The organism is Paenibacillus alkalitolerans (genome assembly GCF_016482785.1).
In the GTDB taxonomy this organism is placed as follows: Bacteria; Bacillota; Bacilli; order Paenibacillales; family YIM-B00363; genus Paenibacillus_AE; species Paenibacillus_AE alkalitolerans.
This window is the reverse complement of record NZ_JAEMXM010000039.1, coordinates 1-15,729: the sequence shown is the minus strand read 5'-3', so window position 1 is coordinate 15,729 and position 15,729 is coordinate 1. Positions and strand designations below refer to the sequence as shown.

Annotated in this window: 15 protein-coding genes and 1 pseudogene; 7 read left to right on the top strand and 9 right to left on the bottom strand. The window is 49.7% G+C overall.

Annotated features, from left to right (window positions below; genetic code table 11):
• Positions 1-262: 262 nt before the first annotated feature.
• The 3 genes from JET16_RS29110 to JET16_RS29100 all read right to left on the bottom strand — a co-directional run bounded on the left by JET16_RS29110 (position 263) and on the right by JET16_RS29100 (position 3,417).
• Positions 263-1,090 carry a carbohydrate ABC transporter permease gene (locus JET16_RS29110; protein WP_199624668.1) on the bottom strand — a complete coding sequence of 276 codons (828 nt, stop codon included), beginning with the start codon at positions 1,088-1,090 and terminating at the stop codon, positions 263-265.
• Positions 1,083-1,970: a carbohydrate ABC transporter permease gene (locus JET16_RS29105; RefSeq protein WP_325176805.1), complete on the bottom strand. Its 888-nt coding sequence runs from the start codon at positions 1,968-1,970 to the stop codon at positions 1,083-1,085. Before JET16_RS29105 ends, JET16_RS29110 begins: the two co-directional genes overlap by 8 nt.
• 82 nt (positions 1,971-2,052) lie before the next feature.
• On the bottom strand, positions 2,053-3,417 hold the full coding sequence (locus JET16_RS29100) for an ABC transporter substrate-binding protein (RefSeq protein WP_199624666.1): 1,365 nt from the start codon (positions 3,415-3,417) through the stop codon (positions 2,053-2,055).
• Between the two features lie 317 nt (positions 3,418-3,734).
• Between JET16_RS29100 and JET16_RS29095 the strand changes: the two genes are divergently transcribed.
• Entirely contained in the window at positions 3,735-4,067 is a 333-nt protein-coding gene (locus JET16_RS29095) for a hypothetical protein (RefSeq protein WP_199624665.1), read from the top strand.
• Positions 4,064-4,894: an AraC family transcriptional regulator gene (locus JET16_RS29090; protein ID WP_199624664.1), complete on the top strand. Its 831-nt coding sequence runs from the start codon at positions 4,064-4,066 to the stop codon at positions 4,892-4,894. Before JET16_RS29095 ends, JET16_RS29090 begins: the two co-directional genes overlap by 4 nt.
• 91 nt (positions 4,895-4,985) lie before the next feature.
• Here JET16_RS29090 and JET16_RS29085 read toward each other — a convergent pair whose 3' ends face one another.
• The gene (locus tag JET16_RS29085) at positions 4,986-6,398 is read right to left on the bottom strand and encodes a HEAT repeat domain-containing protein (protein WP_199624663.1); all 1,413 of its coding nucleotides are present in this window, start codon (positions 6,396-6,398) and stop codon (positions 4,986-4,988) included.
• Between the two features lie 200 nt (positions 6,399-6,598).
• Between JET16_RS29085 and JET16_RS29080 the strand changes: the two genes are divergently transcribed.
• Complete coding sequence (locus JET16_RS29080) at positions 6,599-7,855, top strand: adenosylhomocysteinase (protein WP_199624661.1); 1,257 nt, start codon at positions 6,599-6,601, stop codon at positions 7,853-7,855.
• Positions 7,856-7,912: 57 nt separating this feature from the next.
• Here JET16_RS29080 and JET16_RS29075 read toward each other — a convergent pair whose 3' ends face one another.
• Positions 7,913-8,872 carry a carbohydrate kinase family protein gene (locus tag JET16_RS29075; protein WP_233532434.1) on the bottom strand — a complete coding sequence of 320 codons (960 nt, stop codon included), beginning with the start codon at positions 8,870-8,872 and terminating at the stop codon, positions 7,913-7,915.
• Positions 8,873-9,044: 172 nt separating this feature from the next.
• Here JET16_RS29075 and JET16_RS29070 point away from each other — a divergent pair.
• A pseudogene (locus JET16_RS29070) lies at positions 9,045-9,935 on the top strand (methylenetetrahydrofolate reductase); the annotation flags it as partial.
• A gap of 94 nt (positions 9,936-10,029) precedes the next feature.
• On the opposite strand, the gene JET16_RS29065 reads toward JET16_RS29070, so the two are convergent.
• Genes JET16_RS29065 through JET16_RS29055 form a run of 3 tightly spaced genes read right to left on the bottom strand, consistent with a single transcriptional unit; the run spans position 10,030 to position 11,640 of the window.
• On the bottom strand, positions 10,030-10,437 hold the full coding sequence (locus JET16_RS29065; RefSeq protein ID WP_199624659.1) for a GtrA family protein: 408 nt from the start codon (positions 10,435-10,437) through the stop codon (positions 10,030-10,032).
• A complete protein-coding gene (locus JET16_RS29060; RefSeq protein ID WP_199624658.1) occupies positions 10,430-11,410 on the bottom strand; it encodes a glycosyltransferase family 2 protein in 981 nt (326 codons plus the stop codon). Before JET16_RS29060 ends, JET16_RS29065 begins: the two co-directional genes overlap by 8 nt.
• 17 nt (positions 11,411-11,427) lie before the next feature.
• A complete protein-coding gene (locus JET16_RS29055) occupies positions 11,428-11,640 on the bottom strand; it encodes a hypothetical protein (protein WP_233532433.1) in 213 nt (70 codons plus the stop codon).
• A gap of 427 nt (positions 11,641-12,067) precedes the next feature.
• Between JET16_RS29055 and JET16_RS29050 the strand changes: the two genes are divergently transcribed.
• On the top strand, positions 12,068-12,454 hold the full coding sequence (locus tag JET16_RS29050; protein WP_233532432.1) for an RHS repeat domain-containing protein: 387 nt from the start codon (positions 12,068-12,070) through the stop codon (positions 12,452-12,454).
• A gap of 660 nt (positions 12,455-13,114) precedes the next feature.
• On the opposite strand, the gene JET16_RS29045 is transcribed toward JET16_RS29050, so the two are convergent.
• Positions 13,115-13,387, bottom strand: a complete 273-nt coding sequence (locus JET16_RS29045; RefSeq protein WP_199624672.1) for an SDR family oxidoreductase — start codon at positions 13,385-13,387, stop codon at positions 13,115-13,117.
• A 137-nt stretch (positions 13,388-13,524) separates the two neighbouring features.
• Between JET16_RS29045 and JET16_RS29040 the strand changes: the two genes are divergently transcribed.
• Together JET16_RS29040 and JET16_RS29035 are read left to right on the top strand one after the other, a co-directional pair.
• Entirely contained in the window at positions 13,525-14,211 is a 687-nt protein-coding gene (locus tag JET16_RS29040) for a response regulator transcription factor (RefSeq protein WP_199624657.1), read from the top strand.
• Complete coding sequence (locus JET16_RS29035) at positions 14,208-15,668, top strand: sensor histidine kinase (protein WP_199624656.1); 1,461 nt, start codon at positions 14,208-14,210, stop codon at positions 15,666-15,668. Before JET16_RS29040 ends, JET16_RS29035 begins: the two co-directional genes overlap by 4 nt.
• The last annotated feature ends 61 nt before the right edge of the window (positions 15,669-15,729 follow it).

The following is a 15,729-nucleotide window of genomic DNA, read 5'->3' as shown; positions in this document are numbered from 1 at the left end:
AAGCTTGTCTTGCTCAACTCCGCCGCTCGAAGCGACAGGAATTACATCATATCACGCATGAACCGGGATTGCAACTATTCATTTATTTCCATTCAACCGGCTCCGTAACCGTCGCCTCCAAGAAATCGGCGGCGGAGTTACAAATATACCACGATTCGCACGCGGACACAACAGGCAGCTTATCCCATCCAGCAAGACCGCATCATCGCCAAACGAAAAGCCTATAATATCGAAAGACCGCCAAATCCGATAAACGCCGCCGCTATCCTTTCACAGCGCCGACCATCCCGTTTATGAACTGCTTTTGCATGGCAAGGAAAACTACAATAATCGGGATGACCGAAATAATCGTACCGGCCGCAATATACGGAAAGTTGTAATTCAGTTCTCCTTGAAGATACTGCAGCGCAGCCGTCAACGGATATTTATCCGGTTCGTCCAACACGACGATCGCCCAAATAAAACTGTTCCAAAACGCCATAAACTCAAAAATAACGACAGTCGCTATCGCGGAACGGATCATCGGAAGCATGACGTTCCAAAAAATCCTGAATTCGCTGCAGCCGTCGATTCTGGCCGCATCCTCCATCTCGCGCGGCAAGGTAATGAACGCTTGCCTCAGCAAGAAGATATTGAATACACTGACGGCGGATGGCAGCACGACCGCAAGCATTGTATTGTACAAGCCGAGTTTTTGAATAATCAAGAAATGCACGATCATCCCGGCGGCATTCGGTAAAATCATCGTGCTGACCATTGCGTAAAAGATGAAATTGCGTCCCGGGAAATCAAGGCGCGCGATAGGATAAGCGGTGACCGAGCTGATCGCTACATTAAACAACACGCCAAGCCCGGTGATCAAGACGGTATTCCATATGTACGTCCACAGCGGCATAATTTCAAATACGTCAGTAAAGTTTTTCAGCGTAGCCGGCCAAGGAATCAACTGAGGAGGAAATTGATATACATTGGCATTCAGTTTCAGCGCCGTCGAAAGCAGCCAGAGAAACGGTCCGAGACAAAATAACGCGGCTGCCGTCATGAATAAATAGCAGGTCACCGCAAACGCGATGCGCTTAGTTTCAGCCATAGTAATTCAATCCCCCTTTCTTGCCGAACTTGAAGGTGAGAACGGTAAATACAAAGACGATCAGCGCCACGATCAGGCCGATTGCCGCGGCATACCCGAAATCGAAATCCTTGAACGCTTTATTATAAGTATATAAACCGGTAACCATTGAAGAATTGGCCGGACCTCCGCCGGTCATTACGTACACCTCGTCAAACACGCGAATCGCCGCCATTACCGATAACAACGAGCAAAGCAGTACAAACGGCTTCAGCAGCGGAATCGTCACATGCCATATGACCTGATAACGATTAGCGCCGTCGATGCGCGCCGCCTCCTGCAGCTCGGAAGGAATCGATTGCAAGCCGGCCAAATAAATCATCATATAATAGCCGAGTCCCTTCCAGACCGTGACAAACATGACCGCGAACAGCGCCGTATCGATGTTGTTCAAATACGCTATGTTGCTGTCGATCAAACCGACGCTCTTCAGTATATAATTGACGATTCCTTTTTCTTCGAACATCCACTTCCACGCGATCGCAACGGCCACCATGGACGTAACGACCGGTATGAAATACGCCACCCGGAAAAACTGGACCCCCTTTAAATTGTTGTTGACCAGAATGGCCATGAGGATCGAAACAAACTGAATGACGGGCACGACGATGACATAAAGCAGCGAATTTTTTAACGAATGCAAAAAATCGGCATCCGCGAACGCCCTCTCGAAATTGCGCCAGCCGACCCACTGCGTCTCCGCAAGCGCCGAATAATTCGTAAAAGCAAGCGGCAGGCCGAATATGATCGGATAAAATGTGAACACGAGCAAAAATATAATCCCCGGCAGAAGCATGGCATACGCAAATATATAACGGCGCGTTTTATGATGGAGCGGCACTGCTTTCACCCCTTCGTAACGTTGCGGACAAGCGCGGGACCAAAACCGCAGTCCCGCGCCGGCGCCCCATGTAACGGGTCAATCAATACTGGGCATTGATTTCGTCGAGTTTTTTCTGCATGGCCTCTTCCGCAATCTTTAACGTGTCTTCCGGCGATTGTTGCCCCAGCAGCATTTTTTCGAATTCCTTCGTCAATAACGAGATCAATTCGCCCTCCTGTTTAATACCGAACGTTACGTCCACCGCTCTCGGCAGCGATTCGGCCGAAATGACCTTCGCCTTCGACTCCGGATCATCGCCGGACTGCGTGAAGAACGGATCCTTCGCCGCTTCCTTCGTCGAAGGCAAAATATTTACAATTTTCGAAAATTCCAGCTGCGATTCGTCGTTGGTGATATAATTTGCGAATTCGATCGCTTCTTTGTGGGCGTCGCTCATCGTCGGCACCACGACGTTCATAAGCGGGGCGTGAATTTTTCCTTCGGTCGACCGGGTCGGCACCTCGGCAATAAGCGTATTGTCATATACTTCTTTGGCATTCTCCTTGATCCGTTTAAGAAATTGCGGACCGGTGATAAGCATCGCGATCTCGCCCGCTTGATATTGATTTAAAGCGAATGCATACCCGCCGGTGATGCCGTCCTTGGGCACCGCATCCTCATCGTAGAGCGATTTTACAAATTTGGCGTACTCAAGAGCTTCGGGAGTGTTGATTATAATTTTCGTTTTCTCTTCATTTACGACCGGCACTCCGGACAAATACATTTGGGCTATATAAGAATCGGTAACGACAAAACCGTATTTCCCCGTCTTTTGCTTAATCGTTATGGATTGCCGTTTCACTTCTTCCCAAGTCTTCGGAGGAGCGGCCGGATCCAGTCCGGCTTGTTCATACAACGATTTGTTATACATAAACACGTGCGGAGCGATATACCAAGGGAACGCGTATGCGCTGTCTCCGATCGAAGCCGATTTGTACAACTCCTCGAAGTAGATGCCGCGCTGTTCCTCCGTCGCTTCCGCGTTTAGATCGACCAATGCGTTCTTGCTCGCGAGCGTAAGCGCCATGGTCGTGTTCAGGTTGACGACGTCGGGAGAACGTCCTCCGGCTATCGACGTCAGCAGCTTGTTTTCGATGGCGTTGAAGGGCAGATCCGTCCATTTCACTTTGATTCCGGGATGCTCTTGTTCATACTTGGCTATCCTGCCGTTAATGTAGTCGTCGAATGTCGGACTGAGCGCAATCGTCCAAAAATCAAGAGTGACGTTTTTTGGCGGCTGCTGTTCTCCGCCGTTCTCGCCTTTATCGGTTTCCGCGCCGTCCGTTTCCTTTCCGGCTTCGGCGGCCGGCGGTTCGCCGCCCCCGGACGATTGCTGACTGCATGCGGATAATGAGATAAAGATGAGAGCAAGCGCCAAAGACAGTAATCGGAGCTTTCTATTCATGCGAGTTCCTCCTTCTGAAAATAAAAGTCTCAACCGCACCCTTTGTATACCATTTGTCTCTGTGATTTTATTTATATTACCGACTGGAGGATTTTTCCCTCAATTTTATAAATTCCGCAAAATTATTTTGTTACATCATAGTACATGCAAAGCTGCACACAGCTTGTCAGCCGTCGTTATTATTTTTATCGTCCGCAAATAAAAAAAAGACCCTGCAAAGCAGGATCGCTGACCTCATTTTGTTAAATAATTAACAATTTTTTAAGAATAATTAATGTTATAATGAAAATTATTAACCTTATGGCAGGGATCAGTATATGGCTTTACCTTTTATGCGGACCATACCTTTCGAACATTGGACATTAGAAGACGTGTCGATGCAATATGTGCCCACCGTGCAGCAGCTGCTGATCACGTTCTACGTCAACGGGTATCAATTCGCTCTCATATGTATAATGATCGACGATCAATTTCAACCGGTGAAACTCATTAACAATTTAAAGAAGGATAACGATGATTTAAGATGCAAACTGACGCTTACTCTTCTGTGCGACTATTATAAAGAAATATTTCAGAAAATCTCCGACGCCAACCCGTCGTTTCACTCGCTGATAGAAAAAGAGCTGCATTACTGGAACCGCAAACGATGACAACGATGCCGAACCGGGGATCGTTCTGGAAGAAGTATATTGCAAACGTGAAATTGGATTGTTCCGTCGCAGCATACACGAAAGTTCCGGTTACATGGAACGAGGACAATTATGTGCCCGACTTTAACAAACTGTATTTCATCCTCGAAGGCGAAGGTTATGTTAAAGTGGGCGACCGGACATTTAATCCGAAGCCCGGCCAGCTCTATTTGATGCCGGCCGGGATCACGCAATCCTACGGAACAATCGGCGACAACACTTTCGGAAAATATTGGTGCCATTTCACGGCTGAGATCGGGCAATTTCCTCTGTTTCAAATTGTGGAGACGCCGTATTTCGTCGATATCAGCGACAGGGAGCAATTGACAGGTGCATTCGATCGGCTCATATATTGGCGGCGCCGCGACGAGATTACGTCCGTCATTCACATAAATTCGATTTTGCTCGAAATCATCGCCCTGTTTATTGACCGGAGCGAATCCGTCAAGTTGAACACGAAAATAACCGGCTCGCTTGACAAAATGAATACGGTGCTGCAGTACATCGACGATCACTTAAGCGATCCGTTGTCGGTGGACACGCTTGCTCAAATCGCCCATTTCCATCCCAACTATTTCATTCGGGTATTTAAAGAGACGACCGGATTTTCTCCCATTCAGTACGTGAATCGTCTTCGGATCGAGAAGGCGAAGCATTATTTGTCCTTCACTCGTTTGAACGTTTCGGCGATTGCCGAAACCTTGAGCATGGATGTCTCATACTTCTCGCGAATGTTCAAAGAATACACCGGATTTTCCCCTACCGAATACCGGGAATTGCTGCCGTAGCCGGTGACATCATACGTATAAAGTAAAAAAGCGTCTTCTCCCGGCAAGCGGCAGAAGATGCTTTTTTTACTGTGCAATAGCAGTGTACAACTTAAGGATAGAATGTGTTGGCCGGCGTGGTGTTCGAACACCAGCGCAAATTAAACAGCTCTTTGATCAACGCGTCTTTCGCGCGGTCGGTTCCGATATACCGCAGCGCTTCCGCGGCATGAGCCCGGACATAACGGTTTTCATCGTCCAAAGCCTTCTCCAAATAAGGTACCGCCGCCGCCGCAGCAGCTCCAAACCTCGTTAATGAAAGCCCCGCCATAAACCGGACCTGAACATCGCTGTCCTGCAGCGCGCGAATCAATCCGTTTACCGCCTCATCGGCAGGCTCGCGGATGATGGACACCGCTTCCGTAACGGTGCGCCGGACAAGCTCGGAAGGATGCCCGAGCAGGGCAATCAGCTTCGGCATAGCGCTTGCCGCAGCATGCCGCAGCTCGCCAAGCGCAAACGCGGCGTGGCACACAGTCTCCGTTCTTGTATCGTCCAATGCGCTTATTAATCCATTGACCGCTTCTTCACCGGAAACGGACAGTCCGTAGGCGGCCAAGCGGGAAACACGGATGTTTTCGTGACGAAGAGCTTCGAGCAGCCGGTTCACTGCTCCTGTCCCCCTGCATGCAAGTTCGTAAGCCGCATTCAATGCCGTCGGTTCAAAGCCGTCCTCCAATTGCGCTGCAAGTGCTTGTATGGCTTGCGGATCGCCAGGCATCGTGTTCGCCATGGCACCGACTTTCCCTCGAAGCCAACTCCACGTTTCCTCCCACATCAGTTCATGCCGGGCGATAGGCAGATTCAGCTTATCGGGCGTGGACCAGTTGTTCTCCCGATTGTCCCAGCTAGGTCCGTCCGGCGCAGTCGTTCTCATAAACTCGAATTTCAACATATACCGGGGTCGACCGAGCAAATTCGGCGTGGAACGGTGCCAGAGGTCGTAATGGATCAACGCGAACGTTCCCGCTTCGCCGCTGGCCAAAGCTTCGCCCGCCGTATCGTCCGATTCGAAAGTCCGCGTCTCGTAATTTTGCGTGCCCGGCATAACTCCGGTTGGCCCGAGCTCGACGGGAGTATCCTGCGGGAAATACATGACCATCGCCCACCAAGGATGATGGTTGCGCAAGCGGGAATACCCCCAGTAGCTGTCCTTATGCCAGCCGCCTGCCGTCGGGATGGCGTTGAAATGCCCGTGCCTATGCGCATGAAGCATGTAACGGGGTCCAAGCACGCTCGTTAACGCCCCGGTAATGACCGGGTGATCGAATACCTTCTGAAGCTCCCGTATGCGCGGCAGCAGATTGTTGCCCGGATTGCCTTCCTCTTTGTACACTTTGTCCAACTGCTCCATCAGGCGATCGTGGAATTGCTTCGGGAAATCCGTTTTCAAAATAAGAAAACCTTCCGCGATAAACTTCCTCATCTGTTCATCCGTCAATAATAGCGGTTCGTTACCGGCCATGCTGCAATGCTCCCCTTTCATCATTAGATACTTTGATTATAATGACGAAGCATCCATTGCAACATTGATGATTCTAAGAGAAGTTTGCACAAAATTAACATGTGAGGCATCAGGATTGTGACCGGGTTAGTCGTTAAACCACACTTATATCTCTTTGCTTGAATACGTTGTTAATAGTTTACGTGATTCGGAGGGAAAACATGACGATGACTAACCGCAACGATTCTATGATCCGTGATATAAAATTGGCGCCCCATGGCAAAGTTAAACTGGATTGGGTGAAAGCCCATATGCCTCTACTTAACAACATAGAAACACAATTCAGGAAGGAGCTTCCTTTCAATGGCCTTCGCGTCTCCATCTGCCTGCATCTTGAAGCGAAAACCGGATACCTTGCCCAAGTCATACAAGCCGGCGGCGCCGAAGTCGCCGTTTGCGGAAGCAACCCGCTTTCGACGCAAGACGACGTTGTCGCGGCGCTTGTTGAAAGCGGGATAACCGCCTTTGCCTGGCATGATGTGACGGATGAAGAGTATCATATGCATCTTAATAAGGCGCTGGATTTCAAACCGGACGCAATTATCGACGACGGCGGAGATTTGGTCGGCATTTTGCATACTCAACGACTGGATCAGGCGAAAGAAATCATAGGAGGCTGCGAAGAAACGACAACGGGTATCGTCCGGTTAATGGCGTTGGAGAAAAGCGGCAGGCTGCAATTTCCGATGATGGCGGTAAACGATGCATATTGCAAGTATTTATTCGATAACCGGTACGGAACCGGACAATCCGTGTGGGACGCGGTTGCGAGAACGACGAATCTGGTGGTTGCGGGCAAAACGGTCGCGGTTATAGGTTACGGCTGGTGCGGCAAAGGTGTGGCTATGCGGGCGAAAGGGTTAGGCGCCAAAGTCATTGTTACGGAAACCGACCCTATTAAAGCGATAGAAGCCTATATGGACGGATTTGAAGTGATGTCTATCGGCGAAGCGGCCGCTCACGCCGATATCTTTGTTACTGTTACAGGCAATCGCGATGTAATCGCGGACGGTCACTTCGACATCATGAAAGACGGCGCGATCATGTGTAACGCCGGGCATTTCGATGTGGAGATCAATAAGAACGATTTGGCGGCACGGGCCGTAACCGTTCGTGAAGTTCGCAAAAATATTGATGAATATGCGATGAAAGACGGCCGCAAGCTTTATTTGCTGGCGGAAGGACGTCTGGTGAACCTTGCCGCAGGGGACGGTCATCCGGCGGAGGTGATGGATATGACTTTCGCATTGCAAGCTCTTTCCTTAAAACATGTCGTTCGGAACGGAAAATCACTCGGTGCGAGAGTGCACTCCGTTCCCGCGGAATTGGACCGGTATGTTGCAAATCTGCGTCTGCAAACGCTTGGAATCAAAATAGATCAACTTACAAAAGAGCAAGCTTCGTATTTGAACAGTTGAATTCTACCTTCAAGGCCCAATATCAATACTTCGAGGCTGCCGATCAGGCGGCCTCTTCTATTTCATATTTTTAAAGTACTCATCTAGTTCTATTTTCTCCGGCAGTTCCAGGTTCGTGTTTTCGGCACATTCAATAGTCCATCCCGCCACTTTGGTCCCGCATATCACCGCTTGTCCTAATGGAAGCCCCATTACCAATCCCATCACCGTACCTGAAAAGAATGCATCTCCGGCTCCGCTCGTATCGACCGGATTGACGGGAAAGACCGGCTGGTGCCCGGCGGATTTTGTTTGGGAATCGTAATAGACGGCCCCTCCCGCTCCCAAAGTAACGACCATTGAACGCATACCCGTGCGGTCGGCAAATTGAGCAATAGTTTCTTGTTTTAGATCGATATCCATATTCGTAAAATCTTTCTCGAAAAAAAGATCCGCTTCAAAATTGTTGCAAATAAAACAATCCAAATGATCCAATATGTCCCTATGACGTAATATAACGTCCAAATTGCCGCAAATGCCGTACAGCGGTTTCTTTTCTTCTTCAGCCAGCTTGATGACGCTGCGGACGATTTGAATGTTTAGATCCAACTCAAGCGCAATATGGGTGGATCGTCGAATCATCTCTTTTCCTTTGCGGGCAACCGACTCTTGCAATAGAGCGAGATCGGGCATCTGGGAGATGGAACCGGCGAGCTCTCCTTTCTCGTCCAAAATCGCCAGCCACATACCCATTCCATGTTGCCCGGACTCGACCATATAGCCTATATCTACTTTAGACCGTTGAAGTCTTTCCGTTACTTCTTTCCCGATCGCGGTGGCGTCGACGGATGAGGCAAAGCTTGTAGCTATTCCGAGGTTCGCCAAATTTTCCGCCACATTTCGTCCTACGCCACCATGAACAAACCGGATAGCTCCAAGATTTCTGGCAGCCGGATTGTATTGCTGCTTCGCAAATCCTTTGCAATCTATAAAAATCGTGCCTACTACTAAAACAGACGGAGGCATGGTCATCGTCATGATTCACCTCCTTATTCCGCGAAGTACGCTACTCTATGTATATTCCTCCCTTCCAATCATGTCATGTGCATCACACTACTTGTTCATAAATATACGAATCTCTCAGTAATACTTATCCATACTCTTTCCTTTCAGCCGCATACAATAAAGTAGAACTGAGGTGAGAGGGATGGCTGGGCAACGAACATTGCCGGAGATGGTTCAAGAACAAACTACCGTCATTGTGGAATTGGATCCTCCCAGAGACCTGGATTATACTCCGTATTTGGAGGGAGCCGCCGCATTAAAAGATGCCGGAGCGGATGCAATCACGCTCGCCGATAACTCGCTGGCGATAACCCGGATGAGTAATATGGCGGTGGCGGCGCTCGTGAGAGAACGGGTTGGAATTCGGCAGCTCCTCCATGTCACTTGCCGGGATCGGAATATTATTGCCCAACAGTCCCATATGATGGGGCTTTACGCCTTGGGCTTCGATCATGTGTTGGCGGTGACGGGCGACCCTCCGCGCAATGGAGATCTTCCGGGCGCCGCGTCCGTTTTCGATACCACTTCATTCGATTTGATCCGCATGATCAAGAAGATGAACGAAGGTGTCTCGTTCGCGGGCCGCCCCCTTAAAGCCCGAACATCGTTTACCGTCGGTGCGGCCTTCAATCCGAATACCAGGCATTTGCACAAAGCTGTCGAGAGATTGGAGAAAAAATTCGCGGCAGGTGCGGATTTCGCCATGAGCCAGCCGCTATTTTGCCATACACAAATCGAACAGGTCGCGGAAGCCGTCGAACGCTTGGCATTTCCCGTCTTTATCGGGATCATGCCTTTAACGAGCTATCGGAATGCGGAATTTCTACACAATAAAGTCCCCGGAATACGTATTCCGGAGGACGTGCTTGCCAAGATGGCCCGTTACGAAGGCGGCGATGCGCGGAAACAAGGCATGGAAATCGCGATGGAGCTGACGGACACCGCCTGCCGTTATTTTAAAGGAATATATCTGATCACTCCGTTTATGCGGTATGAAATGACCGTGCAGCTGACCAAGTACGTGAAGAGTAATTAAAAAGGAATGGAGAACTGGCGCGTGTCAAAGCCGGAAGAAACCTCTCGTTCCCAGGCCGGCGCAGGTATTACCGCCTTGCGGATCGCTCTCGTCATCATGAATCGCTCCTTTTGTATGATAATCCGGAACGGTATACCCAAAACCTGCTTCCCGTGAAGTTTAGAAAAAGGCCGAAGCCGATAACCAAAATCTTGCTTGCTAACAGAGGCAGCCCGGCATGCTCGTGAAGAGCGACCAGCATGGCCGAAGTGGCGCCAAGCGTGATCAGATTCACGGTAAGAAACCGCAGCAGCGTTCCTGCCTTCCCCAGCTGATCGCTTTTGAACGTCCACCTTCCGTTGACCAAGTAGCTGTTCAATGTTCCCAGTACGTATGCGCATATTTGCGCCGCAACGATCGGCATGCCCCATGCAGCCAGGATAAGAAACGCGCTCGCGTCGATTGCCGAATTCATGATCCCGACCACGCCGAACTTTAAGAGTAGAGCCAGTTTGCTATTCATTCGCGATCAACCGTTTTCGGACAGGTTTCTCCCTATTGTTTAATCCATGCACGTCCCGCACGATATAGAGCGGCCGGCCCTTCGCTTCATCGTAAATACGGCCGATATACTCCCCCATGAAGCCGAACATAAGCAGCACACAGCCGTTGAAAATGAGCATCACGCTCACAATCGACGCCCAGCCTCGCAGCGTTTCATCTGTGAAAAGCGCAAGATACAGAACGTAAAATAGATAAATGAACCCTGAAGCTGACAGCAGCGCGCCAAGATACCCCGAAATCTTCAGCGGTTTGATCGAGAATGACGTGATGCCGTCCAGGCAAAGCTTGATCATCCGTTTGAGCGGATATTTCGTCTCTCCTGCAAGCCTTTCGTCCCGTTCGTACTCAACGGCCGTTTGGCGAAAACCGATCCAACTTACAAGTCCCCGTACGAACCTGTTATTTTCGGGCAATCTTTTCATCTCGTTGACGACCTTACGGTCCATTAATCGGAAATCTCCTGTATCAACCGGTATGGAAATATCCGTGGAAGCCCGCAGAACGCGGTAGAACAGACTGGCGGACCATTTTTTGAACATTGTCTCGCCGTTTCTCTTTATCCGTTGCGCGTAGACGACCTCGTAACCGTTCTTCCACTTCTCAATCATGTCGAAAATGAGCTCCGGAGGGTCCTGAAGATCGGCGTCGATGATGATAACCGCATCGCCTTCCGCATAATCCATGCCGGCCGTTATGGCGATCTGGTGTCCGAAGTTGCGCGAGAAATCAATAAGCCTTACGGTATCATCCCAGTAAGCACATTCCCGAATAATGTCGGCGCATCTGTCACGGCTGCCGTCATTGACGAAGAGCAGCTCGTATGCTTCTCCCGTCATGTTCATCACTTTCTTCAATCTCCGGTATGTTTCCTGAATGACCGCTTCCTCGTTATACATCGGGATAATAACGGAATACGTTGTCGTGCCCGTCATGGCGGAGCACCTCCTTTTCAAAGTTTCACTTCATATAATGTCACGCTGCCGCCGCGTCCTCCGAAACCTCCGAAATCTCCGAGACCTCCGTCGTCGGCAGCCGAATTGCCGCCAGTTCCCTGCCATTCCTCCGTCGGGACGACGGTACCGTGCTCCTGAACCCATGCCGCAATGTCGGAGCTTCCGCCTCGTCCGCCCATTCCGCGGCCGGATAACATAAAGTATTTCACTTTCTCCTTTCCTTCTGGAGTAAATACACAGGCGGTGATGGTCTTCTTATGAACATCTAAACCGCATGCGCGCTCAATGAGTACTTCCATGAACGGTTTCCTTTCTTCGGCTTTAATTTGTGGGCTGGTGCAACAACCAGACTTGGGTTAATCTACCCTGCGTGCTTCCCAAAGGGAGCGACAATTCGTGGTGCACCGTGGTCGTTGGAATCAGACTATCCCGTGGGCTCGCGGCACCATAGTGCAACGACCTTCCTCGCCAGCCGTGTTAGAAGTATTGACGCCGAACAACCATTTTCATCCTTTGTGGTGCAGCGTAGCGGCATGGGTGGCTATCCCGAAACGGAGTGAGTCAAGCGAAGTTCGTTTATGATGAACGGGGTAACATTATCTCCGTCTCGTATTCGAATACGATGATGCCAACCGCTTGAAGTCTGTTAAACACTACAATAACGCTGGCGCGCTGTTGCATTCGTACAATCACACGTTCGATGCTAACAGCAATATCACCAGCATAGTAACCAATTTCGGTACGATCACGTATCAGTACGACAACTTGAATCAATTGACGAAGGAAACGTTGGCGAATGGAACCTCCATTTCCTACACTTATGATAAGGTAGGAAACCGGACATCGAAGACAGTAACAACAAGTACCACCAAAACGATAACGAATTATACGTATGACGCTGCCAACCAGCTAACGGCTGTGAACGGCCAAGCGTATACGTATGATGCGAACAGGAACCTCACCAGCAACGGATCGAAGACGTTCATCTATGATGCGGAAAATTTGGCAACTTTGGTTAAGTAAAAGTACAATGAATAAGTTAGCTAATGTCGGAATAGTAGCTGGTTCTACCTGGATAGGGTGGGCAACCAAAGCTGTAGGAAGGGCTGTTTTAATTGCAGTACTAGCAGAATCAGTAAAAGAATTTGGAGCAGGTCAACTTCCCTCCATTTATGCGTATTCCTTTTGGCCCTATTGGGCTGTAATTATGCGCGATAAGTCAATGCATTTGTCAATCCAGAAGTAAATTATTAATGGAAACGGACTGAGTAACCATGAAAGCATTGATTACAGTCCTTATATCGACGATCATAGCTACAGTTCTTGTTTTTACTATTGAAGATGGATGGTTGTTAGACATACTACTTGTAATTGATGTTGCAGTCGTTACTTTTGTAATGTTAAAACTTTTTAAAAGATAAATAAAAAAGCTTTAATTGAAGGTCGCAGATATCGCGGCCTTTTTTGTTTAAAAGGTAAGCGTAAAATAGTCCCCAAGTGTCCCTAGCCAAGCTATGTAAAGCTTGCTGGACATTAGATTTATTCAGGATTTACAAGGGTTTGAGGGCTTTCGAGTCGAAATATAATGCAGAGAAAACACCGGTTTTCCTTAAAAAATCGTGCACTTGGCGAGAGTGACTATGTATCGCAGACTTGAGAACCAAACCAATATTTGAAGATTTCTTAGGCCGACTTCATTTTCCAATGGCGATGTTCACAGCGAATATGGAGGAAGCGATCTCCAGCAGCCGCATCGTAACCCAATTGAACCCGGCGAGACTGAAATGCTCTTGTGACGATGACGTCAAATCCTTTGCGGGAGAGCGCGATGGCAGAATTCCTGCCCAGTCCGCGGCTGCCTTCCGTTACCAGCGCGATCTTTTGAGTTTTAAGCCAGGTGAGCGGCTGTTCATACAAGAGATGAAGACGCTCGGCAACAAGGATAGTCCAACGCATCCTAAGCTTTCTGAATAGCCGGGAGGTATAATGTATTTTCAAATTAAGCCGCGCTTCAGGGGGCTTTCAGCGAATTTTCAGCTTTGCGGAGCATAATCGGGAATATATTGCTGGCGTTTAGGGAGGCAGCTATGTTAATGAAAGGCAAACACGGAATTAAAATTATGCTTGTTGACGATGAGCCGCACATTTTGCAATTTTTGGAATTCGGATTATCGAATGAAGGCTTCGAGGTGATAACGGCACAAGATGGGATGAGCGCCGTTACTGCAGCTCGGGAATACGAACCGCACGTGGTTGTGTTGGATGTAATGATGCCGGGGATCGACGGATTTGAGGTATGCAGGCTGCTGAAGAAAACCGGGAACAACGTCTCCGTCATCATGCTGACCGCCAAAGACGAGGTGGAGGACCGGGTAAAAGGTTTAACGCTCGGCGCCGACGACTACGTTGTGAAACCGTTCAGCTTCGAAGAGCTGCTTGCCAGAATTCACGCCCGGCTTCGCAACCAATTTCCGAGTCTGTTCGGCGAGGTTTCGTACGGTCCATTCCGCATTGACGACGGCAGACGGGAAATTATATACGGCAATCGAGTTCTGGAGCTTTCTCCAACCGAATACGAGCTTCTGAAGTACTTGGTCTTGAATCACGGCATTGTGCTCAGCAAGACGAAAATATTAGACAAAGTATGGGGATACGATTTCGGCGGAGAGGAAAATATTGTGGAGGTTTACATTCGTTCGCTGCGGGATAAATTGCGCGACAAGGAACACCGCCTCATCCGGACGCTGCGCGGTTCGGGCTATCGGGTCGACCTGCCATGAACAGGAGCCCCAACGTTATTTCTCAACTAAAATATTGGTTCGCCCCCAAGTCGCTCCGGTTTCAGCTTCTGGCCCGCACCTTGATTATTATAGCGGGACTGCTGCTGCTGATCGGATCGCTTCAATATGTTCTGATGAAAGATTTCTTGTACCGGAATCAAGCGGAAACTATGGAAGCCCGGATGATGGCGATCCCGAGAGACTTGATGAACGCCCCGCCCGGATCCCCGCCCAGGAGAGGGCCGACCTTATTCATGCCTGACACGTCGCTTGCCGCCTACATCCAATATAGAAACCATTTCACCGAATTAACGGACGAGACCGGCATAAGCTCCCCGCGGCTCCCCGACAAGGAGTATGAAGCAATAATCGAACAATTTGAAAAGCGGGAAAAAGTTATGTACAAAGTAGTCCGAAACGAGGACGGAACGGAGCAGTTGCTTGTATTTCGCCCTATTCGGGGATTTGACAGTATAGGGTTATTTCAATTAGGGACTCCGACGGCTCCTCTTAAAGATGTCCTCTTGCGGCAGCTGCTTACGTTCGTCTCACTGTCGGCGCTTGCCCTCGCGGGCGGCTTGGCGCTCTATCTTCCAATCCTCCGGCGAACGCTGAATCCTCTCAATCAGATGGTCAAGACGGTAGAGCGAACGGACGCCCGCAATTTGAACGATCGATTTCCTGCCGGACAAGGCCAGCTGGAAATCGATCTGCTTGCCGATTCGTTCAACGGCATGCTTGAGCGGATCGCCCGCTCGTTCGACGCGGAACGCGAAGCGAAAGAACAGATGCGCCGCTTCATTGCCGACGCTTCCCATGAGCTTCGGACACCGTTGACATCGATTCACGGCTTTCTTGAGGTGCTGCTGCGGGGTGCCGCAAACAAACCGGAGCAGCTCTACAAAGCTCTGCACAGTATGCACGGCGAATCGAAGCGCATTATAAAGCTTGTGGAAGATTTGCTTCTGCTGGCCAAGCTTGACCGCGCCCCCCAATTGAATATGTCCGACATGCGGCTCGATGCTCTGATCTTGGAGATGGAACCGCAGCTTCGCGTGCTCGCCGGCAACCGCGGCGTGCATTTTGACATTACGGCAAACGTTCAAGGCACATACGATCCGGATAAAATCAAGCAGGTCGTGCTCAATTTGTTTCACAACGCGGTTCAACACACCGATCCGGACAGCGGGGCCATTCGCATCATCCTGTCTTCCATCCGGAAAGAAGCGGAATTGATCGTTGGGGACAACGGTCCAGGCATCCCCCCGGAGCATCTCCCGCACGTGTTCGAACGGTTTTACCGGAGCGATTATTCGCGAACGCGCAAACACGGAGGTGCGGGACTCGGCTTGTCGATTACCAAATCCATCGTTGAAGCTCACGGCGGAACGATCGGCGTACAAAGCAAACCCGGCGAAGGCGCCGCATTTCGCGTTGTTCTTCCGGCAGCGCAGTGAAAGAAAGACCGCCCTGAACATTGAACTGTGACCCGTAAGATGGACACTTTGAAAAAAGTGA

Bases quoted from the DNA above. Each gene is read 5' to 3' on its own strand.
- JET16_RS29110 (WP_199624668.1), bottom strand. From the start codon at position 1,090: ATGGCTGAAACTAAGCGCATCGCGTTTGCGGTGACCTGCTATTTATTC.
- JET16_RS29100 (WP_199624666.1), bottom strand. From the start codon at position 3,417: ATGAATAGAAAGCTCCGATTACTGTCTTTGGCGCTTGCTCTCATCTTT.
- JET16_RS29095 (WP_199624665.1), top strand. From the start codon at position 3,735: ATGGCTTTACCTTTTATGCGGACCATACCTTTCGAACATTGGACATTA.
- JET16_RS29090 (WP_199624664.1), top strand. From the start codon at position 4,064: ATGACAACGATGCCGAACCGGGGATCGTTCTGGAAGAAGTATATTGCA.
- JET16_RS29085 (WP_199624663.1), bottom strand. From the start codon at position 6,398: ATGGCCGGTAACGAACCGCTATTATTGACGGATGAACAGATGAGGAAG.
- JET16_RS29080 (WP_199624661.1), top strand. From the start codon at position 6,599: ATGACGATGACTAACCGCAACGATTCTATGATCCGTGATATAAAATTG.
- JET16_RS29075 (WP_233532434.1), bottom strand. From the start codon at position 8,872: ATGACGATGACCATGCCTCCGTCTGTTTTAGTAGTAGGCACGATTTTT.
- JET16_RS29065 (WP_199624659.1), bottom strand. From the start codon at position 10,437: ATGAATAGCAAACTGGCTCTACTCTTAAAGTTCGGCGTGGTCGGGATC.
- JET16_RS29060 (WP_199624658.1), bottom strand. From the start codon at position 11,410: ATGACGGGCACGACAACGTATTCCGTTATTATCCCGATGTATAACGAG.
- JET16_RS29045 (WP_199624672.1), bottom strand. From the start codon at position 13,387: ATGCGTTGGACTATCCTTGTTGCCGAGCGTCTTCATCTCTTGTATGAA.
- JET16_RS29040 (WP_199624657.1), top strand. From the start codon at position 13,525: ATGAAAGGCAAACACGGAATTAAAATTATGCTTGTTGACGATGAGCCG.
- JET16_RS29035 (WP_199624656.1), top strand. From the start codon at position 14,208: ATGAACAGGAGCCCCAACGTTATTTCTCAACTAAAATATTGGTTCGCC.